Raw genomic sequence first — 22,319 nt, 5'->3', positions numbered from 1 at the left:
ACATCCGCCGTGATCGAGCTGTCCTCTACTGATCAGCAGCTTTTAACTCACTGACGATTGGAGTTCTTCATGGCGAAAATCAACCTGGCCCAGCAATTGGCGACCACCCTTGAACAGGCGGGCATCAAGCGCATCTGGGGCCTGACCGGCGACAGCCTCAATGGCTTGACCGACGCCTTGCGCACCATGGACAGCATCGAGTGGATGCACGTGCGCCACGAAGAGGTGGCTGCGTTTGCCGCCGGTGCCGAAGCCGCCGCCACCGGCGAATTGACGGTGTGCGCCGGTAGCTGCGGGCCGGGCAACCTGCACTTGATCAATGGCCTGTTCGACTGCCATCGCAACCACGTGCCGGTGCTGGCCATTGCTGCGCAAATCCCCTCCTCCGAAATCGGCTTGAACTACTTTCAGGAAACCCATCCCCAGGAACTGTTCAAGGAGTGCAGCCACTTTATCGAGTTGGTGACCAACCCTGCGCAAATGCCTCAAGTGCTGCACCGCGCCATGCGCTCGGCGATTCTTAACCGTGGCGTGGCGGTGGTCGTCATTCCAGGCGACGTGTCGTTGCTGGAAGTGGAGAACACCCTCAAGCCGTGGCCGGCCCTGCATGCGCCGCGCACCTTGCCGGCCGAACAGGACCTGCAACGCCTCAGCGAAATCCTGCAGAGCAGCGAGAAAGTCACCCTGCTGTGCGGCAGCGGTTGCGCCGGTGCCCATGACCAGGTCGTGGCCCTGGCCGATGCCCTTGGCGCGCCGGTGGTGCACGCCTTGCGCGGCAAAGAGCACGTGGAATGGGACAACCCGTTTGACGTGGGCATGACGGGCCTGATCGGGTTCAGTTCGGGTTACCACGCCATGCTCAACTGCGACACGCTGATCATGCTCGGCACCGACTTCCCCTACCGCCAGTTCTACCCCACCGACGCAAAAATCATCCAGGTCGACCGCAATCCGCAGGCGCTCGGGCGTCGGGCCACGCTGGACCTGGGCATTGCCGCCGACGTCAGCGAAACCATCAACGCGCTGCTGCCACGCCTGACGCGCAAAACCGATCGCAGCTTCCTCGAGACTTCGCTGAAGCATTACGAAAAAGCCCGCCAGGGCCTGGACGACCTGGCAGAACCCTCGAAGGCCGACCGGCCGATCCACCCACAGTACGTCGCACGCTTGCTCAGTGAGTTGGCCGACGACGATGCCATCTTCACGGCCGACGTCGGCTCGCCCACCGTGTGGGCCGCGCGCTACCTGAAGATGAACGGCAAACGCCGCTTGATCGGCTCGTTCAATCACGGCTCGATGGCGAATGCGATGCCTCAGGCCATCGGCGCTCAGGCGGCCTTTCCCGGACGCCAGGTGATTTCGATGTCCGGCGACGGCGGCTTCGCCATGCTGATGGGCGATTTCATCTCGTTGGCGCAACTGAAACTGCCGGTAAAAGTCATTGTGTTCGATAACTCATCACTGGGTTTCGTCGCCATGGAAATGAAAGCCGCAGGCTACCTCGACACCGGCACCGAGCTGAAAAACCCGGACTTTGCGGCCATGTCCAACGCCATGGGCATCCTGGGCATCCGCGTGGAGCAGTCCGAAGACCTCGAGCCGGCCTTGCGTCGCGCCCTGGCCCATGACGGCCCGGTGCTGGTGGACGTGGTCACGGCCACGCAGGAGCTGGTCATGCCGCCGAGCATCAAGCTGGAACAGGCCAAGGGTTTCAGCCTGTACATGCTCAAGGCAGTGATGAGCGGCCGTGGCGACGAGGTGATCGAGCTGGCGCGTACCAACTGGTTGCGCTGAGCTTCCGTCGCAGGGTGTTTCAGTGGCGCCGGGCTGCGCCATAGCGGACCACCACCTGGGTGACGACCTCGACCATGCGCGGGTCGGCATCCGGCGCGCTGAACAGGCGAAACTCGGCATCGGGCAACGCGGGCAACCCGTGCTCGGCGCCGAGGACCGCCAAGCCTGGGCCCACTTGGCTTTGCGCCATCGGGGCCACGGCAAAACCGGCCGATGCCGCGGCGTGCAACGCCGCATAGCTGGCGCACTGCATGGCGGTACGCTGAGCAATGCCAGCTTGGGCAAGCCGCAACAGCGCCGCCTCGCGGTACGGACAGGGCTCGGGGAACAAGGCCAGTGGCAACGGCGTCGGCAATGCCGCCAGCGGTTGCGCCGACCAGGCCCACACCAACGGCTCGCGCCATAACGCCAGGCCCGGCTCGCTGGATTCGCACAACGAACCCACCACCACATCCAGCTCGCCTTGTTTCATCAAACTCAGCAGCGAACCGGGAATGCCCACTTGCACGCTGATATGCAGGCCAGGGTACTGCGCGGCAACGTCCTGTAGCTCGCGCAGCAAACGCGCCTCTGCGAACTCCTCCGACACGCCTACACGTAGGCTTCCTTCAAACGCCGAACGCGTCAGTTCTGCCCAGGCATCACGATGCAGCGCCAGGATGCCGCGCGCGTAGGCGATTAATCGCTGACCATCGGGCGTCAACTGTTGGGAACGCGTGGTGCGCGTCAGCAGTGGCTTACCGACCTGTTCTTCGAGGCGGCGCAAATGCCCGCTGACGGCCGATTGCGTCAGGTGCAGGCGTTCACCGGCGCGACTGAAGCCACCTTCGTCCACGACCGCGACGAAGGTCTTGAGTAGCAAGGCATCAAACATATTCTGATAGGTGATCAATGGGCGATGGAAATACGATTTATATTTCATCGAGCGCTATGTTGCAATGTTCAGGTCATCATTCCTGAGGCCTGCCATGACCACTCTTCTGCATATTGAATGCTCGCCGCGCAAACAACGCTCTGCGTCGCTGGAAATCGCCCGACAATTTATCGCGCGTTATCAGCACAACACCCCGGACACCCGCGTGGTGACGCTGGACCTTTGGGCTCTGGACCTGCCGGAGTTTGATGGCCCGATCATGGAGGCCAAATACGCCGGCCTCAGCGGCACGGCATTGACCGAGGAACAGGCGGCGGCCTGGGACTCACTGAGGTCGCTGGCGACCCATCTGCACCAGGCCGATCTGCTGGTGTTCTCGGTGCCGCTGTGGAATTTCGCGTTGCCCTACAAGCTCAAGCACTTTATCGACGTAGTCTCGCAGAAGGGCGTGCTGTTCGAGTTCAGCCCGGAGCATGGTTTGCGCGGGTTGCTGCATGACAAGACGGCGGTGAATGTGTATGCGCGGGGCATGGATTTTTCAGCGCCCGACGCACAGGCGATGGACTTTCAGAAGCCGTACATGGAAGCCTGGCTGGGCTTTATCGGCGTGACCGATGTGCACTCGCTGTCTGTGGAAAAAACTATCCTGGGGCCAGAGGTGGATCAGGCATCTCGCCAGGCAGCCACCGAGCAGGCCCTGGCGCTGGCGGACCGCCTCGCTTGACTACGGACCGCGGCAGGCGCCAGCTTGCCGGCGAAGGCGATGTGATGAGCAGCGCCAGGCGTGAGGGCCACTCGCCGGCAGGCAGGTTCCTACACAGGCAGACACATCAGGCGGACAGCTTTTCTACCCACTTGCCGTAGGCGTCGATAAACGCCTGCAGGAACGGCCTGGTCTTTTCCGAAAGTTTTCCTGCGTCATCAAACACGCTGCCCGCGCCCCCCAGGTACGCTTCCGGTTGCTGCATGCACGGCACATCAAGGAACACCAGCGACTGGCGCAGGTGGTGATTGGCACCAAAGCCGCCAATCGCTCCGGGCGACACGCTGATGACCGCCCCCGGCTTGCCGCCCCAGACACTTTGCCCGTAAGGACGAGACCCTACGTCAATGGCATTCTTCAACGGTGCGGGCACGGAACGGTTGTATTCGGGCGTCACAAACAACACCGCGTCGGATGAACGTACTTGCTGACGGAAACTACTGTAGGCTGCGGGCGGCGATGCTCCCTCGAGGTCTTCGTTGTAGAGCGGCAAATCGCCAATTTCCACAATGTTCAATTTGAGAGTGGCAGGGGCCAGTTCGGCCAGTGCCAGGGCGACCTTGCGGTTGATCGACTCTTTTCTCAAGCTGCCAACCAGGACGGCAATCGTGTAGACCTTGCTCATTGAGGTTTTCCCGACGTTTGACTAAGGAGCTTGCAGTTATAAAGTCTTCGCGGCAGGTTCACCAGAAGGTTTTGATAAATCCGCAGACGTTTGCCGAGCAGTGACTTGCGTAGGAAGACTCTGAAAATATCAACGAATAGTATTTTTTTTCCATAGGTAAACTACCCCGCTCCATGACGGTCTACAGAACCGCAAATCGAGTGTTTATCTCCAGAGGTTCTAAACAGATGGCTGCAGTACTTGTCGGACAGTTCCATGCCAGAGACGCGGAAGGACGCGTGTATTCGGTGCATGAGTTCCAGGAATCCAACCCGGTGCAAGGCGACCTGGCTGGCTCGGCGCCTACCACTACCTACAAGCTGGCCATTGGCGATCGTGTAGAGAAACTGGAAGGCGATGAATTCAAATTGATCCAGTCGGGGACCATTATCGTCCGCGAATCGCAAACGACCCTCGCGTCATAAGATCCCGGCTTATCGACCTGCTCAGTCCTGGCCATTGATGGCATTGACTGGGCTGGGTGATCACGGCCGGCTTATCTGCGTCACTTCCACGCCCTGCTCGCCCTCCATCTGCTTGAGCGTCACCATCAAACGCCCCCGCTCGCCTTCAACCGCATACAACGAACGCTTGTAACCTGGCGCGCCGTTAGCGGGATAGGCCACCACCTGCCTGACCAACACCACCTCCAGCACTGCCCCCACCTGCGCATCCACCTGTTCCTGGGAACGGATAAACGCCTCGAGTGCGCGACTTTCCGGTGTGTGTTCATCGTGATTATCGAAGAGATAAGCTGCCACGCACCCCACGGTCACCAGCACCAGGAGTTGCTTGGCCGTTACCCCGAAGAAACGTGAGGGAATAGGCATTCGAGACCAGACCTGTTTTTGTTGTATTGGTCGTTATTGATCAGCGCAGCCATTCTAATCAGCTCGATGGCTAATGCCAGATGAATCAGTTGTCGCCGTAGGTAATGTCCTTGTTATCGCCGACTCCGCCCAGCGTACGGTCCTTGCCGAACGAAAACAGGTCGAACGCCGTGTTGGGCTGGGTTGCCGGGTAGTGGTACTGATAGGCAACGCCCCAAGGGTCGGTCAACAACTCGTCACTGACATAGGGCCCTTTCCACTGGGCGTCCTGCGCAGGTCGCGTGGTCAGCGCCTCCAGACCTTCCTCATCGGTGGGGTAGCGACCCGTGTCTTGGTGAAACTGCTCAACCGCCTTGCCCAGCTCGGCCACCTGGGCCTTGGCCGTCGCGATCTCTGCCAGCGTTACATCACCAAACAAGCGCGGCCCCACCGCCAGGGCCAGCAAGCCAATGATGACCAGTACCACCAGCACCGCCCAGCGTGTAAAACCTTGCTGGGGTTGCGGTTTGCCTGTGACTGCGGTGTATCCGGGCATTGGAAGGGCTCCCTGTTGAACCTCGGTTGATACGCTCTTTATATGACCCGCTCGTTGCAGCGCACGCAAGGTGAACGTTAGACGACGCGCATCAAGGCCCGCGCTGTTTTTTTCCCAGCCATTGAATCCCCGCCCCACTGACCCTAGACTCCGGCGATGCGTTTACGTCATATCGAAGTGATTCAGGCCATCTTGCAGACCGGACACCTCGGCACGGCCGCCGAGTGGTTGCAACTTCCCGTGGGCGATGTAGACGCAACGCTCAAGGATGCCGAGCAGCAATTGGGCTTCATGCTGTTTGCCAGTGTGCGCGGGCGTTTGCAAGCGACGCGCGAAACACTCGAACTGCAGGCACACATCAGTCACCTCTATGAGGCGCTGGAGCCGGTGCAACGCCTGGCCAGCCGCTTGAAACTCCACCATGCTCCGGCCTTGCGCGCGCTATGCACCCCGCCGCTGGCCAATCAGTTGCTGCCGCAAAGCATCGCCGTACTGCGCCGGCGCTTCCAGGACACGCCGTGCAACCTGTCGAGCCAGCCGACCCGCGAGATTGTCAGAAGCCTGCTGCTGCACGAAGCCGATGTGGGCCTGAGCCTGCATGACCCGCAGCACTCGCAAATCCAGAGCAGCGTGTTGGCCGAGGGCAAGTTGCAATTGCTCGCGCCCCATGGCTGGCTGAAACCCAAACAAAAGTACATCGCCCTGCAGGACCTGGCCGGGCAATCGCTGATCGGGCTTGAAGGGCATGACCCCTTGAGCCGCGTGCTGGACGCCAAGCTACAGGCCCTGCGCCCGCTGCCGGTGGTGCAGACGCGGGTGCAGACCTACCAGATGATGCGCAGCATGGTGGAAGCCGGCGAAGGCCTGGCGATTGTCGACCCGTTCACCGCGTCCGGTGCACGCGAAGCTGGGCTGGATGCATGCCCGGTGTCGCCGCCGATCATGGTCAGCCTGTACGCACTGACTCTCAGGGACGCCCAGACGTCACCGGCACTCAATGCGTTGCTGGACATTGTCACGCAGAAGGCCGATAGCCTGCTGGCGAGTTAAACCTGTTCAAGTTCAGTCTTGAACAACCGGTACCAGAAAATCGCCACTTCACGCGTCTGCGGGTCAATACCGCGATAACGCAGTTGATCAATCCCGCCCATCACATAGCCGCAACGCTCATACAATCGGCAAGCGCCGAGGTTGTTGTTCTGGGTTTCCAGCATCATGCCCGGCAGGTTTTTCTTGCGACTCCAGAACTGAGCCACGTCCAGCAAGGCCTTGGCCACCCCATGACGGCGCGCAGGCAAGGCCACCGCCAGCTCATCGACGTGGGCAAAGCCATTCCAGTTGGTGCTGACCACGATATGACCCACCGCACGGTCATCCAGGTACGCCATGAAGATCGCGCTGTCGGGCGCATCGCGAAAACTGGCGAATTCCTCCGGGTCGATGCCATAACATTTGCGGTACGGCAGGATGCGCTCAACGGCCCACTGGTCGACGCGTTTGCCCATCTCGGGTACGCCGTAGGCACTGACTTCAAAACTGAAATCATTGCCCCACACGTAGGCATCAAAACCTTCGTCGGCGACCCGTACGCTGAGCCCCGGGTACTTCGGGTTCATTACAGCTTGCATAAACATCCTTTACCCTTTGATGCAATCGACGGTGTAACAACGACCACTGCCGTCGTCTTCGTGTTGCAATCCATGAACATCGGCGACAAAACCGGGAAAACTGCTATCGAACGTCCTCGCGAACGCCAGGTAGTCAATGATCGATCGGGTCGACTCGGTAAAGCGCTCACCCGGCATGATCAACGGAATGCCCGGCGGATAGGGCACCAGCATCACGGCTGCGATGCGACCTGGCAAGGCGTCAATCGACACCGCCTCCACTTCACCCCTGACCAACTGGTCGTACGCGTCAGCCGGTTTCATCGCGATTTCCGGCAACACCGTGTACATGCGCTTGAGGTGTTTGGCCGTGGCATTGCTGCGATAACAGCCGTGCAGCTGGTCACACAGGTCGCGCAAACCGAGGTTCTGATAGCGCGCCGGCCCTTGTTTAAACACCGAGGGCAAGCAACTGGCCAGGCTGACATTGGCGTCGTAATTGCGCTTGAACTCCAACAGTTCGGTGAGCAAGGTACTCCATTTGCCTTTGGTAATGCCCATGGAAAACAGCACAAGGAAGGAATACAGGCCGGTTTTTTCCACCACCAGCCCACGCTCCCAGAGGAACTTGCTGACCACTGCGGCGGGAATCCCGCAGTCGCTCAAGGCGCCGCCGGCGTTCAGGCCGGGCATCACCAGGGTCACTTTGATCGGGTCAAGCAGCACATAATCTTCGGCCACATCGCCAAAACCGTGCCAGTCGTCCTGCGGATGCAACAGCCAGTCCGCGGTGACAACCCGGTCGATACCCGCCACCGAAGGCGGCTGCCAGATAGAGAACCACCAGTCCTCGGCAGCGATGTGCTGGCGCAGGTTGGCCAGGGCGCGCCGAAAACTCAACGCCTCATCAAACATTTCCTGCAGCAGTGAACGCCCGGCGGGGCCTTCCATCATCGCCGAGGCCACGTCCAGCGATGCGATGATGCTGTACTGCGGCGAGGTGGAGATATGCATCATGAACGCTTCGTTGAAACGGTCACGGTCCAGCTGCCGCGCGCCGCCGTCCTGCACATGAATCATCGAGGCCTGGCTGAAGGCCGCCAGCAGCTTATGGGTTGAGTGCGTGGTAAACACCAGAGGGCTGTCGGGCGTGCGTGAAGTGCCCATGCCGTACCGCCCGGCAAAGAACTCGTGAAACGCCGCGTAGGCGTACCAAGCCTCGTCAAAATGTAACACCTCGACACTGTTGCCCAATTGTTGCTTGATCAGCTCGGCGTTGTAGCACAGGCCGTCATAGGTGGAGTTGGTGACCACCGCCATCTTCACTTTCGGTGGCCGGCCACGCGTCAAAGGGCTGGCTGCGATTTTGGCGCGGATCGACTCGGGGCTGAACTCGCTCAAGGGGATCGGGCCGATGATCCCCAGTTCGTTGCGTTCCGGGCACAGGTACAGCGGGATCGCACCGGTCATGATGATCGAGTGCAGCACCGACTTGTGGCAGTTGCGGTCCACCAGCACCAGGTCGTCACGACCGACCATGGAGTGCCAGACGATCTTGTTGGCCGTGGAGGTGCCGTTGATCACAAAGAACGTATGATCGGCGCCAAAGTTACGCGCGGCGCGGGCCTCGGCTTCGGCCAACGGCCCGGTGTGATCGAGCAGCGAGCCGAGTTCCGGCACCGACACGGACAAATCCGAGCGCAGCGTGTTTTCGCCGAAGAACTGATGAAACGCCTGCCCCACCGGGCTTTTACGATACGCCACGCCGCCACCATGGCCGGGCGTGTGCCAGGAGTAATTGGAGTCGGCGGTGTGTTGCACCAGGGCTTTGAAGAAAGGCGGCAACAAGCCATCCAGGTAAGCGCGCGCCGCGCGAGCCACTTGTCGGGCCAGAAACGGCACGGTGTCTTCAAACAGATAAAGAATGCCGCGCAACTGGTTGAGCTCACTCATGGCATCGGCGGGCGCGTTTTCCAGCGTGACTTGCTCGCCCAGGGCAAAGATCGGCAGGTTGGGCGCCCGCACCCGCGCCAGGCGGATCAGTTCGACCATGTTTTGCAACAGGTGGGTATTTTCCCCGGCACCTTCAGCGGCGATCAACATACACGCCAGCCCGTGATGGGTAGAAGCCACCAGGCGGCCTTCGGCGTAATCCACTGCAGAGAAAATACTGAAGCCTTCTTGTTCCAGTTCGTGGGCGATACCTCGAACCCGGTCACCGGCAACGGTGTCGGCCTTGATATCACGGTGCACAATCAGAACAGGAAACTTCAGGTCTTTGTACATGAGTGCGGGCAGTCCCCAGGGCTATGTACTCAGGGTAGAAGCTGGGAGCGGATGTGGCGAATGAAGATTTCCAAGGCGCTGCAAATCAACCGTGGGAGCTGGCTTGCCTGCGATGGCGATGGATCAGTCACAGATAGGTTGGCTGGCCTACCGCTATCGCAGGCAAGCCAGCTCCCACATTTTTTAACCGTGTTCGACCGAGGCTATTGCTGGGTCAGCTGCGACCACAACGCCGGCGCACCCGCCGACTTGGCAATCGCTTCCAGACGCGCCGCGTGCTCAGCCAGATCCTGCTCACTGGCACGGATGATGGTGGTCGGCTTGCGATCAGCCGGCAGGCGGCGGATTTCTGAAGGGCGATTACCCGAACCTTCTGCCGAGCCGGTGCCGTCGGAGGCATTACCGGCCAGGGACAGGCTGGTTTGCCCGCCGGTCATGGTCAGGTAAACGTCGGCCAGAATCTCGGAGTCGAGCAAGGCGCCGTGGAGTTCACGGCCGGAGTTGTCGACGCCGTAGCGTTTGCACAAGGCATCCAGGCTGTTGCGCTGACCTGGGTGACGCTCGCGCGCCATCATCAAGGTGTCGAGGATCGAGCAATGCTGGGAAATATCCGCACGCTCGGTCTGCCCCATCAGGGCAAATTCGTTATTGATGAACCCGACGTCGAACGCCGCGTTGTGGATGATCAGTTGGGCGCCGTTGATGAATTCGAAAAACTCGTCGGCCACTTCGGCGAAGCGCGGCTTGCCCTTGAGGAACTCATCGGTGATGCCGTGGACGCCGATCGCACCCTCGTCACTGTCACGGTCCGGTTGCAGATAGACGTGAAAGTGACGCCCGGTAAGACGGCGACCTATCAATTCGACACAGCCGATTTCGATGATCCGGTGACCATCGGTCACCGGCATGCCGGTGGTTTCGGTATCGAGTACAACAGATCGGATGGCCATCAGGGTTCAGCTCTCAACGGTGGTATGCAGTGTGGTGTGCGTCAAAGGGCGCGATGTTAACACGTCAGTCGGCTCAGCTCTGTTTGTAGCCGCGCACTTCATCCACACCCCGATTGGCCAACTGGTCGGCGCGCTCGTTGCCGGGGTGACCGATGTGCCCACGCACCCATTTCCAGGTGATGTTATGGCGATTGCATTGCTCATCGAGCAACTGCCAGAGGTCGGCATTCTTCACCGGTTCCTTGGCCGCGGTTTTCCAGCCGCGCTTTTTCCAGTTGACCATCCACTCGTTGATGCCCTTCATCACGTACTGCGAGTCGGTCACCAACAGCACGTCACAACGGCGCTTGAGCTCTTCCAGGCCACGAATGGCACCCATCAGCTCCATGCGGTTGTTGGTGGTGTTGGCTTCGCCGCCCCACAATTCCTTCTCCACGCCCTTGCACACCAGCAAGGCGCCCCAGCCGCCGGGGCCGGGGTTGCCTTTGCAGGCGCCATCGGTGAAGAGTTCTACGCTATCGGTCATCGGTTGCATCCATCAAAACGGGCTGGCGATCATCGACCGACAGTATCCCGAGGCCGAAAAATTCGGCGGGTCATCAAAAAGAGGTTTACGGTTCGCTTTGCTTGCGATTGACCTTGGCCATCGGCATCGGCACCAGCTTGCCGATGGGCTGGCGCAGCACCTGACGCACCGGCCGCAGCCCGACCACGATCTTGCGCGCGACCAATAAATAGAAGCCGCCACCCGACAATTGCCAGGCGCCCGCCCGGCGCTCCCAGCCCGCCAGACGGCCTTGCCACTTGGCCGACGCAAGCGGCGGACGATAGCACCCGAAGCGGCGTTTCTCCAGCGCAAAGCCCAGCAGGTTCAGCCAGTCGCCCACCCGCGACGGCGAGATGCAGCGTGCCTGGCGCAGGCCATCATGGGCAAATACATGGCGAAGGCCCCAGCTGCTCCAGGGGTTGATGCCGACAATCAGCAAATGGCCCCCAGGGCGCACACTGCTCGCGGCTTCGCGCAACAAACCATGGGGCGACAGGCAAAAATCCAGGCCATGCTGCAACACCACCACGTCGGCGGCATGCTCGCTCAAGGGCCAGGCCTGCTCCTCGCAGACGATCTCCACACCCGGCAACGGCGCACCGAGGCGCACATTGCGCTGCACCTGCGGCGCAGAAGGCGGCGTCTGCGCAGATGGGCCGTAATGCACCAGATAGCCACCAAAGAAACGGCCCAGCTCGTCTTCGAGCATGCGCCGTTCTTCATCCAGCAAAAATTGCCCGATCGGCCCGGACAGCCATTCACGGGCTGCGCCGATCAGGGCCAGCCACTCAGGATCGGCCTGGGCGAACGCTTTATCAGTCATTGCATTCTCCAACTCGCCTAGACGTTCTAAGATGCACCAATGTGTTCAGCTTGGCGAATCGAAGAATGATACAGATCAGTGCCCTACCCGCCTTCACCGACAACTACATCTGGTTGTTACAAGACCCGCACACCCAGCGCTGCGCCGTGGTCGACCCCGGCGATGCCACGCCGGTACTGGCCTGGCTCAAGCAAAATCCGCAGTGGGCCCTCAGCGACATCCTGATCACCCACCATCACCATGATCATGTCGGCGGCGTCGAGCAACTCAAACGTGTGACAAACGCCAAGGTGTACGGCCCGGCAAACGAGAACATCCCGGCGCGGGACGTCGCATTGCAGGACAACGACCGCATCAGCGTACTGGGCCTGGACTTCGACGTTTATAGCGTGCCGGGCCATACCCTCGGCCATATCGCCTTTTACCATCAAGGCCTGCTGTTTTGTGGCGACACGCTGTTTGCCGCCGGTTGCGGCCGTCTGTTCGAAGGCACGCCGCAACAGATGTACACCTCACTGGAACGCCTCGCCGCCCTGCCAGCCGAGACCCTGGTGTACTGCACCCACGAATACACACAAAGTAACCTCAAATTTGCTCAGGCGGTGGAGCCTGACAACGGCGATATCGCCGAACGGGTCGAACAGGTCAAGCAATTGCGGGCCCGCGGCGAGATGACGCTGCCGTCCAATCTCGCCCTGGAAAAACGTACTAACCCTTTTCTTCGTACCGCCGAAACATCCGTTAAACAAAAAGCGGACGAACGGAATGGGCGCGATAACCGCGCTGGGGCCGAGGTGTTTGCTAGCTTGAGGGCGTGGAAAGATAAGTTCTAAGCGGATGCAATCTGATACGGATTTTCTGAATGGTTGACCGGAACCAAAGCGCTTTCTAGAATCGCCCGACATTTTTGCCCGGAACTTACTTCCAGCCAATGTCGTCATCTATTCGTAAATCCATTTCTTCAGACGCATTGACCCGCCTGGCTCAAGCCGTGGCGGTGGCTGTGTCCGCTACTCTGGCGGGCTGCCAATCGACTCATTTCGCTGCACAATCCACCGTGCAACCCAAACCCAATCTTGCCGCCAAGATCAAGCAAAAACCTATTTGGCTCTCAGAGAAGCCCAGCCCCGAAGTCCCCCAGGATGTCTGGGAACGCATGCGACGGGGCTTTCAATTGCAGGACGGCCTGGGCGTCAACCCGCGCATCGAGCAACAGCGTTTGTGGTTCGCCAGCAACCCGTCCTTTTTGGAGAACGCCGGAGAACGCGGCAGCCTCTACATTCATTACATCGTCGAACGCCTTGAAGAACGCAACATGCCCCTGGAGCTGGCGCTGCTGCCAGTGATTGAAAGTGCCTACAACCCAATGGCCTACTCGCGCAGCGATGCAGTCGGCTTGTGGCAGTTCATTCCCTCCACCGGGCGCTACTTCAACCTGCGCCAGACCCGCGCCTACGACGGGCGCCGCGACATCACCGCCTCCACCACCGCCGCCCTGGACTACCTGACACGCCTGCATGACATGTTCAACGGCGACTGGTTGCTGGCCCTGGCGGCGTACAACGCCGGTGAAGGCACGGTCAGCCGGGCCATCGAGCGTAACGAAAAGCTCGGCCTGCCGACCGACTACTGGAACCTGCCCCTGCCCCAGGAAACCAAAGACTACGTGCCCAAGTTCCTGGCATTGTCCCAGGTGGTGCTGGCCCCCGAGGCCTATGGCGTCAACCTGAACCCGATCGCCAACACCCCGTACTTTGAAGTGGTTGAAGTCAAGCAAAGCATGGACCTGTCACGGGTCGCCGCGCTGGCTGAAATCGATGAAGACGAACTGTTTCAGCTCAACCCGGCCCTGAAACAACGCACCACCCTCGACGGCCCCCAGCACTTGCTGGTGCCGAGCTCCAAGGCGCATCTGCTTACCAGCACGCTTTCGACGATGAAGCCCGAAGAACTGCTGGCCATGCGCCCGAAAAAGCAGGTGTTCGACGAAGTCGAGACCGCGCGCGTAGCCGGGCGCAGCCGCAGCTACAAAGTGCGCACTGGCGACAACCTCACGCTGATCGCCAAGGCGAACAGGGTCGATGTGCATGACCTGCAGCGCTGGAACAAACTCAACGGCCAGGCCCTCAAGGTCGGCCAGACCCTGGTGATGCAGGACACGCGCAAGCTGGTGGCCAAGGCTGACAGCAAGAAGCCGGTGCAGTACAAGGTCAAAAAAGGCGACTCGCTGTACATCGTCGCCAAGCGCTTCAACGTTGAGATGCAACATCTCAAGCGTTGGAACCCGCGCACGGGCCAGGCACTCAAGCCAGGTCAGATGCTGGTGGTTTCCGGGCCAAGGTAAACCTGCGTAAGCGCTGGCCTGTGTGGGAGCTGGCTTGCCTGCGATGCAAACACCTCGGTGCATCCGTTGCACCGCATTGATGGCATCGCGGGCAAGCCCGCTCCCACATTTGTTCTGCACAGCGTTCAAACCCTTATCGGCCCCTGACCGGGGGCTTTCCAACAGCCTTTTTCCAGCCGGAACAAGCTGTTACTGTACCGATCATAAAGCCCAAGCCGCCTGGATCGGATCTCTGACTTGAAGCGTCCCCTCCTTCTACTAATAAGTCTGGCCTTGAGCTTTGCGGCGAACGCGACAATTACCGAGAGCCACGGTTATACGCAGTTCGGCACGCTCAAGTACCCGGCCAAATTCACCCACTTCGATTGGGTAAACCCTGCAGCGCCAAAAGGCGGGACACTGCGGGTCATGGCATTTGGCACCTTCGATACGCTCAACCCCTACACCTTCAAGGGCTCAAGCCCGGTTTCCACGCCCAATTTCCTGCAATACGGCGTCAATGAGCTGAACGAGCCGTTGATGGTCGGCACCGGCCAGTACGCGCCGTCCGGCGATGAGCCCACCTCCAGCTACGGGCTGATCGCCCAGTCGGTGGAGTACAGCGAGGACCGCAGTTGGGTGGTGTTCAACCTGCGTCCCGAAGCACGTTTCCACGATGGCAAGCCGATCACCGCCTATGACGTGGCGTTTTCCTATCGCACCCTGCTGACCGAAGGCCACCCGCAATACCGCACCAACCTGCAGGAAGTGGCGCGGGTCGATATCCTCAACCGTCATCGCATTCGTTTTGTGTTCAAGCGCGCCGGCAACCCGTTGCTGATCCTGCGCCTGGGCGAACTGCCGGTATTGCCCCAGCACTACTGGAAAAACCGCGACTTCAAGGCCACGACCTTCGAGCCACCGTTGGGCAGCGGGCCCTACCGCATCACCAAGGTCACGCCTGGCCGGCAGTTGGTGTTCGAACGGGTCAAGGATTACTGGGGCAAAGACCTGCCGGTGAACCAGGGTTTCTACAACTACGATAACGTCGAGGTGGAGTTCTACCGCGACAGCGACGTGGCCTTTGAAGCCTTCAAGGCCGGCGAATTCGATATTTATATCGAGCACCAGGCCAAGAACTGGGCCACCGGCTATAACTTCCCGGCGGTCAACCGCGGCGACGTGATCAAGGCGCAGATCGCCCACCAGATCCCGACCCAGAGCCAGGGTCTGTTCATGAACACACGGCGGCCGACCTTCGCCCAGACCAAGGTGCGCGAGGCCCTGGGGTTGATGTTCGACTTTGAATGGACCAACCGCACCCTGTTCAGCAGCGCCTATAAACGCACCCTGAGTTACTACCCCAACAGCGAGTTTTCCGCGACTGGCGTACCGGTGGGCCATGAGTGGCTGATGCTCTCGCCGTACCGCGACCAGCTGCCGCCCAACCTGTTTACGCAAGCCTTCAGCCTGCCGCAGACCGACGGCCGCGGCATTCCGCGCCAAACCATGCGCCGCGCCCTGGCCTTGCTGGGTGAAGCCGGCTGGAAGCTGTCGGGACAGCGCCTGCTCAACAGTGACGGGCAGCCGCTGCGTTTCGAAATTCTGCTGGTCAACCCGAATCTGGAGCGCATCCTGCAGCCGTATGTCGAGAACCTCATCAGCATCGGCATCGACGCACGCCTGCGTACCGTTGACCGGGCGCAATACAAACAGCGCCTGGATCAGTTCGACTTCGACATGATCCTGATCACCCTCAACCAGACCTTGAGCCCAGGCCTTGAGCAGTGGCAGTACTTCCACTCCAGCCAGGCCAGTATCAAGGGCAGCAAGAACTACGCCGGCATCGCCAACCCGGTGGTCGACCGCCTGCTGGAACAACTACTGGCGGCGCAGACCCGCGAAGAACAACTGGCCGCCGGCCGCGCCCTTGACCGGGTGCTGCTGTGGCAGCACTACAGTATTCCCAATTGGTACCTCAACTATCATCGCTTGGCGTACCGCAACCGGTTCGCCTTTGTCACCACGCCGCCTTACAGCCTGGGCCTGAGCGCGTGGTGGCTGAAAGCTTCGGAGAAAGCCCAATGATGAAATTGCGCACCGCATTCCTGAGCAGCCTGTTGCTGTGCAGCGCGGCCAACGCCGCGCCGCAACACGCGTTGACCCTCTACAACGAGCCTCCCAAGTACCCCGCCGACTTCAAGCACTTCGACTACGTAAACCCCGAGGCGCCCAAGGGCGGCACCTTTCGCGAATCGAGCATGGGCGGCTTCGACAGCCTAAACCCCTACATCAGCAAGGGCGTGCCCGCAGACAACCTGCCGTTGATCTACGACACCCTGGCCATGCAAAGCCTGGACGAGCCTGTGACTGAATACGGGCTGGTGGCCGGCAAGATCGAAAAGGCCCCGGACAACAGCTGGGTACGGTTCTACCTGCGCCCCGAAGCGCGCTTTCACGATGGGCACCCGATCCGCGCCGAAGACGTCGTCTTCACTTTCCAGACCTTGCTCAAGGACGGCTCGCCGCTCTACCGCACCTACTACGCCGACGTTGATGAAGTGGTGGCCGAAGACCCGCTGCGCGTGCTGTTCAAGTTCAAGCGCACCAATAACCGTGAGTTGCCATTGATCCTCGGCCAGTTGCCGGTATTGCCCAAGCATTTTTGGGCCACCCGTGACTTTGCCAAGGGCAACCTGGAAATACCGCTGGGCAGCGGGCCGTACAAGGTGGCGCAGGTCAAGGCCGGGCGCATGGTTCGCTATGAACGCGTCAAGGATTACTGGGCCAAGGATCTGCCGGTCACCCAGGGTTTCTACAATTTCGATAACCGCATCACTGACTATTACCGCGACAGCACCGTGGCGCTCGAAGCCTTGAAAGCCGGGCAATTCGACTACTGGCTGGAATTCAGCGCGAAGAACTGGGCCAACGCCTACAACATCCCGGCCGTCACCGAAGGAAGGCTGATCAAGGAAGAAATCCCCAACGGCAACCCCACCGGCATGCAGGGTTTTGTGTTCAACACACGCAAGCCGATGTTTCAGGATGTGCGGGTGCGCAAGGCGATCAGCCTGCTGCTGGATTTCGAGTGGAGCAACAAACAGCTGTTCAACGGCGCCTACACGCGTACCCGCAGTTACTTTGAAAACTCTGAAATGGCCGCCACCGGCCTGCCGGGACCGGATGAAACGGCAATCCTGGAACCGTTTCGCGACAAGCTCCCCGCCGAAGTCTTCACCCAGGCGTTCGCGCCTGCCAAAACCGACGGCAGCGGCATGATCCGAACCCAGCAGCGCGAGGCTTACCAGTTGCTGCAAGAAGCCGGCTGGAAGATCGTCGACGACAAGATGGTCGACACCACCGGCACACCGGTGACCATCGAGTTTCTGCTGACCCAGACCGACTTCGAACGCGTATTGCTGCCGTTCAAACGCAACCTGGCGGACCTGGGCATCAATCTGGTGATCCGCCGCGTTGATGTCTCGCAGTACATCAACCGCTTGCGCTCACGCGACTTCGACATGCTGGTGGGCAGTTTCCCGCAGTCGACCTCACCGGGTAACGAACAACGCGAATTCTGGGCGTCTTCCAGTGCCGACAAACCCGGCAGCCGCAATTACATGGGCCTCAAGGACCCGGTCATCGACCAACTCGTCGAAGAGCTGATCGATGCAGACTCGCGTAAAAGTCTGGTGGCCCACGCCAAAGCCCTCGACCGGGTATTGCAGTTCGGCTACTACGTGATCCCCAACTGGCACATCAAAACTTTCCGTGTGGCCTATTGGGATCACTTGGGCCACCCCAAAGTCTCGCCACGCTACGACGTCGGCACCGCGACCTGGTGGGCCAAACCTGACGTAAAACCAGCCGTTACCCTGGACACAAGCGCCGATCCGGCGAGCGGAGGCGATTAAATGCTGGCTTATATTGTTCGCCGTCTGTTGCTGATCATCCCCACGCTGTTCGGGATTTTGCTGATCAACTTCATCATCATCCAGGCCGCTCCCGGGGGGCCGGTGGAACAGATGATCGCCAAACTCGAAGGGTTTGAAGGCGCCACCAGCCGCATCGCCGGCGGCGGTGCCGAAGTGTCGGTGGCCGGTTCCAGCTACCGCGGCGCCCAGGGCTTGGACCCGGCGCTGATCAAGGAAATCGAGAAGATGTACGGCTTCGACAAATCGGCGCCGGAACGGTTGTGGATCATGGTCAAGAACTACGCCCGACTGGATTTCGGCGACAGCTTCTTTCGTGACGCCAAAGTCATCGACCTGATCAAGGAAAAGATGCCGGTGTCCATTTCCCTCGGGTTATGGAGCACGCTGATCATGTACCTGGTGTCGATTCCGCTGGGGATCGCCAAGGCCACGCGCCACGGCAGCCACTTCGACGTGTGGACCAGTTCGGCGATCATCGTCGGTTATGCGATCCCGGCGTTCCTGTTTGCGATCCTGCTGATCGTGGTGTTCGCCGGCGGCAGCTACCTGGACTGGTTCCCCTTGCGCGGGCTCACCTCGAACAACTTCGACGAACTGAGCTGGAGCGGCAAGATCCTCGATTACTTCTGGCATTTGGCCCTGCCCGTCACAGCGCTGGTGATCGGCAACTTTGCGACCATGACGCTGCTGACCAAAAACAGCTTCCTTGACGAGATCAACAAACAGTACGTGGTCACCGCCAAGGCCAAGGGCCTGACCCACCACCGCGTGCTCTACGGGCACGTGTTTCGCAACGCGATGCTGTTGGTGATTGCCGGCTTCCCGTCTGCCTTCATCGGCATCTTCTTCACCGGCTCGTTGCTGGTGGAAGTGATCTTCTCCCTCGACGGCCTGGGCCTGATGAGCTTTGAAGCAGCGATCAACCGCGACTACCCGGTGGTGTTCGGCACGCTGTTTATCTTCACCTTGCTGGGGCTGGTGGTGAAACTGATCGGCGACCTCACTTACACCCTGGTCGATCCGCGTATCGACTTTGCCAGCCGGGAGCATTGAGATGAACCTGTCCCCCCTCAATCGCCGTCGGTTCGAGCGTTTCAAGGCCAACAAGCGTGGCTGGTGGTCGCTGTGGCTGTTCCTGATCCTCTTCGTACTGAGCCTGGGCGCGGAGTTGATCGCCAACGACAAGCCATTGGCCGTGCACTTCGACGGTGACTGGTACTTCCCGGCGCTCAAGCGCTACCCGGAAACCGCCTTTGGCGGCGAATTCCCGCTGGAGGCCAACTACAAGAGCCCGTACATCCAGGAACTGCTCAAGGCCAAGGACGCCTGGACGCTGTGGGCGCCGATCCCGTTCAGCTACCAGAGCATCAACTACGACCTGAAAGTGCCGGCCCCCGCCCCGCCCTCTTCGGTCAACCTGCTGGGCACCGATGACCAGGGCCGCGATGTTTTGGCGCGAGTGATCTACGGGTTCCGCGTGTCGGTGCTGTTCGCCCTGACCCTCACCGTGCTCAGCTCGATCATCGGCGTGATCGCCGGCGCCTTGCAGGGGTTCTACGGTGGCTGGGTCGACCTCGCCGGGCAGCGCTTTCTGGAGATCTGGTCCGGCTTGCCGGTGCTGTACCTGTTGATCATCCTCGCCAGCTTTGTGCAGCCCAACTTCTGGTGGCTGCTGGGGATCATGCTGCTGTTTTCGTGGATGAGCCTGGTCGATGTGGTGCGTGCCGAATTCCTGCGCGGGCGCAACCTCGAATACGTGCGCGCGGCCCGCGCGCTGGGGATGCAGAACGGCGCGATCATGTTCCGGCACATCCTGCCCAATGCCATGGTGTCGACCATGACCTTCATGCCGTTCATCCTCACCGGCGCCATCGGCACCCTCACCGCGCTGGATTTTCTCGGTTTCGGTCTGCCAGCCGGCTCGCCGTCGCTGGGCGAACTGGTGGCCCAGGGCAAATCCAACCTGCAAGCGCCGTGGCTGGGCATCAGTGCCTTTGCCGTGCTGGCGATCATGTTGAGTTTGCTGGTGTTTATCGGCGAGTCCGCTCGCGATGCCTTCGACCCGAGGAAATGAGATGAATCAGGACAATCTGATCGAAGTCCGCGACCTGTGTGTCGAGTTCGTCACCGGCGACCATCACCACCGGGTGGTCAATAACGTCAATTTCGATATCAAACGCGGCGAGACCCTCGCCCTGGTCGGCGAAAGCGGCTCGGGCAAATCGGTCACTGCCCACTCGATCCTGCGCCTGCTGCCCTACCCGCTGGCCCGCCACCCGGCCGGCACCATCACCTATTCCGGGCAGGACCTGCTGACGCTCAAAGAAAAAACCATCCGGCATATTCGCGGCAACCGTATTGCGATGATCTTCCAGGAGCCGATGACCTCGTTGAACCCGCTGCATTCGATTGAAAAGCAGATCAACGAAGTGCTCGGCCTGCACAAGGGGCTCACTGGCAAGGTCGCCACCCGGCGCACCCTGGAACTGCTCGAGCTGGTGGGCATTCCCGAGCCGCACAAGCGCCTCAAGGCCTTGCCCCACGAGCTGTCCGGCGGCCAGCGGCAGCGGGTGATGATCGCGATGGCCCTGGCCAACGAACCAGAGTTGTTGATCGCGGATGAACCGACCACGGCCCTCGACGTGACGGTGCAGTTGAAGATTCTTGAGCTGCTCAAGGAGTTGCAGGCGCGCCTTGGCATGGCGTTGTTGCTGATCAGCCATGACTTGAATCTGGTGCGGCGCATCGCCCACCGCGTGTGCGTGATGCAGAAGGGTTGCATCGTCGAGCAGGCTGACTGCGAGACGCTGTTCCAGGCGCCTCAGCACCCTTACACCCAGGAGTTGCTGGCGGCGGAACCCAGTGGCGGGCCGGCGACCAATGACGTCGGGCCGCCCTTGCTGGAGGTTGATGACCTGAAGGTGTGGTTTCCGATCAAGAAGGGTTTTTTGCGTAACACCGTGGATTACGTCAAGGCGGTGGACGGTATCAATTTCAGCCTGCCCCAAGGGCAAACCCTGGGCATTGTCGGCGAGAGCGGTTCGGGCAAATCCACCTTGGGCCTGGCAATTCTGCGTTTGATTGCCAGCAAAGGTGGGATTCGTTTTGAGGGCCAGCAGCTGGACCGGCTGACTCAGCAGCAGGTGCGCCCGTTGCGGCGAGAAATGCAGGTGGTGTTTCAGGACCCGTTTGGCAGCTTGAGCCCGAGGATGAGTGTCAGCGAGATTGTTGGCGAGGGGTTGCGGATTCACAAGATGGGCACGGCTGTTGAACAGGAGGCCGCGATTATTGCGGCGCTGCGTGAGGTTGGGCTGGATCCGGAGTCGCGGCATCGTTATCCGCATGAGTTTTCCGGGGGGCAGCGGCAGCGGATTGCTATCGCCCGGGCGTTGGTGCTCAAGCCACGCCTGATTTTGCTGGATGAGCCGACGTCGGCGCTGGACCGTACGGTGCAGCGGCAGGTGGTGGAGTTGTTGCGCAGTTTGCAGGCCAAGTACAACCTCACCTACCTGTTTATCAGCCATGATTTGGCGGTGGTGAAGGCGTTGAGTCACCAGTTGATGGTGGTCAAGCATGGGCAGGTGGTGGAACAGGGGGAGGCTTCGGCGATTTTTGCTGAGCCGCAGCATGTTTATACGCGGCAGTTATTGGAGGCGGCGTTTTTGGTGCCCGCTGGGGTACGGGCGTGACGGGGTGTATATCCGTTATTGGGTGATGGCTGAGATGGGTTCCGCCCTTACGGCGGGTCACTTTGGAAAAGCCCCAAAGTAACCAAAGGGCTCTTGCCCCACCACTCGGCACCTCGCCTGGGCTCGGTGTGCCCTCACTCCGGCTTGAATCCGTGGGCCGCCGTGACGGGCCATCCATGGCCCAACACGGCTAACCCGGCGTCCTGCCGGGTTACCCACGAATTCAAGCCTGCGTTCGGCCAGCGTGGTTTAACGGGGCGCCTAAGATCAAAGTCAAAAGCAGATCAAGATCAAGATCAAAAGCAGAGCACGGCGGCCTAGTAGCCGACCTGAGTGGTTAGATCAAAAGCGAAGGCGAGGCGGCCTGACAGCCGACCTGATTCTGAGAGCTGAACTCAATCAAATGTGGGAGCTGGCTTGCCTGCGATGGCATCAACCCGGTGTATCTGATAGACCGAGGTGCCTGCATCGCAGGCAAGCCAGCTCCCACAGAAAAGCAAAAGCAGTGCGGTGCAGTGCTGGCGGCTGCACTCGGTCAAACTGTGGGAGCGGGCTTGCTCGCGAAGGCGGTGGGTCAGTCAGCTCATGTGTGTCTGAAACACCGCCTTCGCGAGCAAGCCCGCTCCCACATTTAGAACTCTGTGCATCAAATAGAAGTGTGTTGCTGTGCTGTTGCTGTGCTGTTGCCCTGCTTTT

Annotated in this window: 20 protein-coding genes; 11 read left to right on the top strand and 9 right to left on the bottom strand. The window is 60.3% G+C overall.

Annotated elements, in window-relative coordinates; translation table 11 throughout:
- The first annotated feature begins 69 nt into the window (after positions 1-69).
- Positions 70-1,794, top strand: a complete 1,725-nt coding sequence (gene poxB, locus AACW30_RS15300) for a ubiquinone-dependent pyruvate dehydrogenase (protein WP_106578724.1) — start codon at positions 70-72, stop codon at positions 1,792-1,794.
- Positions 1,795-1,813: 19 nt separating this feature from the next.
- Here the strand turns inward: poxB and AACW30_RS15295 are convergent, their stop codons facing one another.
- Positions 1,814-2,668, bottom strand: a complete 855-nt coding sequence (locus AACW30_RS15295) for a LysR family transcriptional regulator (protein ID WP_200625221.1) — start codon at positions 2,666-2,668, stop codon at positions 1,814-1,816.
- Between the two features lie 94 nt (positions 2,669-2,762).
- Between AACW30_RS15295 and AACW30_RS15290 the strand changes: the two genes are divergently transcribed.
- Positions 2,763-3,392, top strand: a complete 630-nt coding sequence (locus AACW30_RS15290) for an FMN-dependent NADH-azoreductase (protein ID WP_200625210.1) — start codon at positions 2,763-2,765, stop codon at positions 3,390-3,392.
- A gap of 106 nt (positions 3,393-3,498) precedes the next feature.
- Here AACW30_RS15290 and AACW30_RS15285 read toward each other — a convergent pair whose 3' ends face one another.
- Positions 3,499-4,056, bottom strand: a complete 558-nt coding sequence (locus AACW30_RS15285) for an NADPH-dependent FMN reductase (RefSeq protein WP_119741607.1) — start codon at positions 4,054-4,056, stop codon at positions 3,499-3,501.
- Positions 4,057-4,283: 227 nt separating this feature from the next.
- On the opposite strand from AACW30_RS15285, the gene AACW30_RS15280 reads away from it, so the two are divergent.
- Entirely contained in the window at positions 4,284-4,520 is a 237-nt protein-coding gene (locus AACW30_RS15280) for a hypothetical protein (protein ID WP_106578721.1), read from the top strand.
- A 60-nt stretch (positions 4,521-4,580) separates the two neighbouring features.
- On the opposite strand, the gene AACW30_RS15275 is transcribed toward AACW30_RS15280, so the two are convergent.
- Positions 4,581-4,925: a hypothetical protein gene (locus tag AACW30_RS15275; protein ID WP_200625209.1), complete on the bottom strand. Its 345-nt coding sequence runs from the start codon at positions 4,923-4,925 to the stop codon at positions 4,581-4,583.
- An 85-nt stretch (positions 4,926-5,010) separates the two neighbouring features.
- Positions 5,011-5,460 (bottom strand): type II secretion system major pseudopilin GspG, encoded by a 450-nt coding sequence (gspG, locus tag AACW30_RS15270; protein ID WP_119741605.1) that lies wholly within the window; start codon positions 5,458-5,460, stop codon positions 5,011-5,013.
- A 156-nt stretch (positions 5,461-5,616) separates the two neighbouring features.
- Here gspG and AACW30_RS15265 point away from each other — a divergent pair, with 156 nt between their 5' ends.
- Complete coding sequence (locus tag AACW30_RS15265; RefSeq protein ID WP_179607455.1) at positions 5,617-6,510, top strand: LysR substrate-binding domain-containing protein; 894 nt, start codon at positions 5,617-5,619, stop codon at positions 6,508-6,510.
- Here the strand turns inward: AACW30_RS15265 and AACW30_RS15260 are convergent.
- The 5 genes from AACW30_RS15260 to AACW30_RS15240 form a co-directional block, all read right to left on the bottom strand.
- A complete protein-coding gene (locus tag AACW30_RS15260; protein ID WP_119741603.1) occupies positions 6,507-7,088 on the bottom strand; it encodes a GNAT family N-acetyltransferase in 582 nt (193 codons plus the stop codon). The genes AACW30_RS15265 and AACW30_RS15260 overlap by 4 nt on opposite strands.
- A gap of 9 nt (positions 7,089-7,097) precedes the next feature.
- Positions 7,098-9,353 carry an Orn/Lys/Arg decarboxylase N-terminal domain-containing protein gene (locus tag AACW30_RS15255; RefSeq protein ID WP_119741602.1) on the bottom strand — a complete coding sequence of 752 codons (2,256 nt, stop codon included), beginning with the start codon at positions 9,351-9,353 and terminating at the stop codon, positions 7,098-7,100.
- Positions 9,354-9,556: 203 nt separating this feature from the next.
- Positions 9,557-10,297 carry a DNA polymerase III subunit epsilon gene (gene dnaQ, locus AACW30_RS15250; protein ID WP_164487980.1) on the bottom strand — a complete coding sequence of 247 codons (741 nt, stop codon included), beginning with the start codon at positions 10,295-10,297 and terminating at the stop codon, positions 9,557-9,559.
- Between the two features lie 79 nt (positions 10,298-10,376).
- Positions 10,377-10,829, bottom strand: a complete 453-nt coding sequence (gene rnhA / locus AACW30_RS15245; protein WP_029291380.1) for a ribonuclease HI — start codon at positions 10,827-10,829, stop codon at positions 10,377-10,379.
- Positions 10,830-10,914: 85 nt separating this feature from the next.
- On the bottom strand, positions 10,915-11,673 hold the full coding sequence (locus AACW30_RS15240) for a class I SAM-dependent methyltransferase (RefSeq protein WP_200625208.1): 759 nt from the start codon (positions 11,671-11,673) through the stop codon (positions 10,915-10,917).
- 65 nt (positions 11,674-11,738) lie between these two features.
- Between AACW30_RS15240 and gloB the strand changes: the two genes are divergently transcribed.
- The 7 genes from gloB (at position 11,739) to AACW30_RS15205 (ending at position 21,623) form a co-directional block, all read left to right on the top strand.
- The gene (gene gloB, locus AACW30_RS15235; RefSeq protein ID WP_179607451.1) at positions 11,739-12,506 is read left to right on the top strand and encodes a hydroxyacylglutathione hydrolase; all 768 of its coding nucleotides are present in this window, start codon (positions 11,739-11,741) and stop codon (positions 12,504-12,506) included.
- A gap of 98 nt (positions 12,507-12,604) precedes the next feature.
- Positions 12,605-14,017: a transglycosylase SLT domain-containing protein gene (locus AACW30_RS15230; RefSeq protein WP_200625207.1), complete on the top strand. Its 1,413-nt coding sequence runs from the start codon at positions 12,605-12,607 to the stop codon at positions 14,015-14,017.
- Positions 14,018-14,254: 237 nt separating this feature from the next.
- Entirely contained in the window at positions 14,255-16,084 is a 1,830-nt protein-coding gene (locus tag AACW30_RS15225) for an extracellular solute-binding protein (RefSeq protein WP_119741596.1), read from the top strand.
- Positions 16,081-17,913: an extracellular solute-binding protein gene (locus AACW30_RS15220; RefSeq protein WP_106578710.1), complete on the top strand. Its 1,833-nt coding sequence runs from the start codon at positions 16,081-16,083 to the stop codon at positions 17,911-17,913. The genes AACW30_RS15225 and AACW30_RS15220 overlap by 4 nt, the downstream gene beginning before the upstream one ends.
- Positions 17,914-18,987, top strand: coding sequence for a microcin C ABC transporter permease YejB (locus tag AACW30_RS15215; protein ID WP_119741592.1), 1,074 nt, complete (start codon positions 17,914-17,916; stop codon positions 18,985-18,987). It abuts the gene before it with no gap.
- A 1-nt stretch (position 18,988) separates the two neighbouring features.
- Positions 18,989-20,008, top strand: coding sequence for an ABC transporter permease (locus tag AACW30_RS15210; protein WP_106578708.1), 1,020 nt, complete (start codon positions 18,989-18,991; stop codon positions 20,006-20,008).
- Position 20,009: 1 nt separating this feature from the next.
- Complete coding sequence (locus AACW30_RS15205) at positions 20,010-21,623, top strand: ABC transporter ATP-binding protein (protein ID WP_106578707.1); 1,614 nt, start codon at positions 20,010-20,012, stop codon at positions 21,621-21,623.
- Positions 21,624-22,319: the final 696 nt, after the last annotated feature.

It is taken from the genome of Pseudomonas sp. MF6747, from assembly GCF_963890955.1.
Taxonomy (GTDB): domain Bacteria; phylum Pseudomonadota; class Gammaproteobacteria; order Pseudomonadales; family Pseudomonadaceae; genus Aquipseudomonas.
The sequence above is the reverse complement of the archived record's forward strand: the minus strand, read 5'-3'. Positions and strand labels throughout refer to the sequence as shown.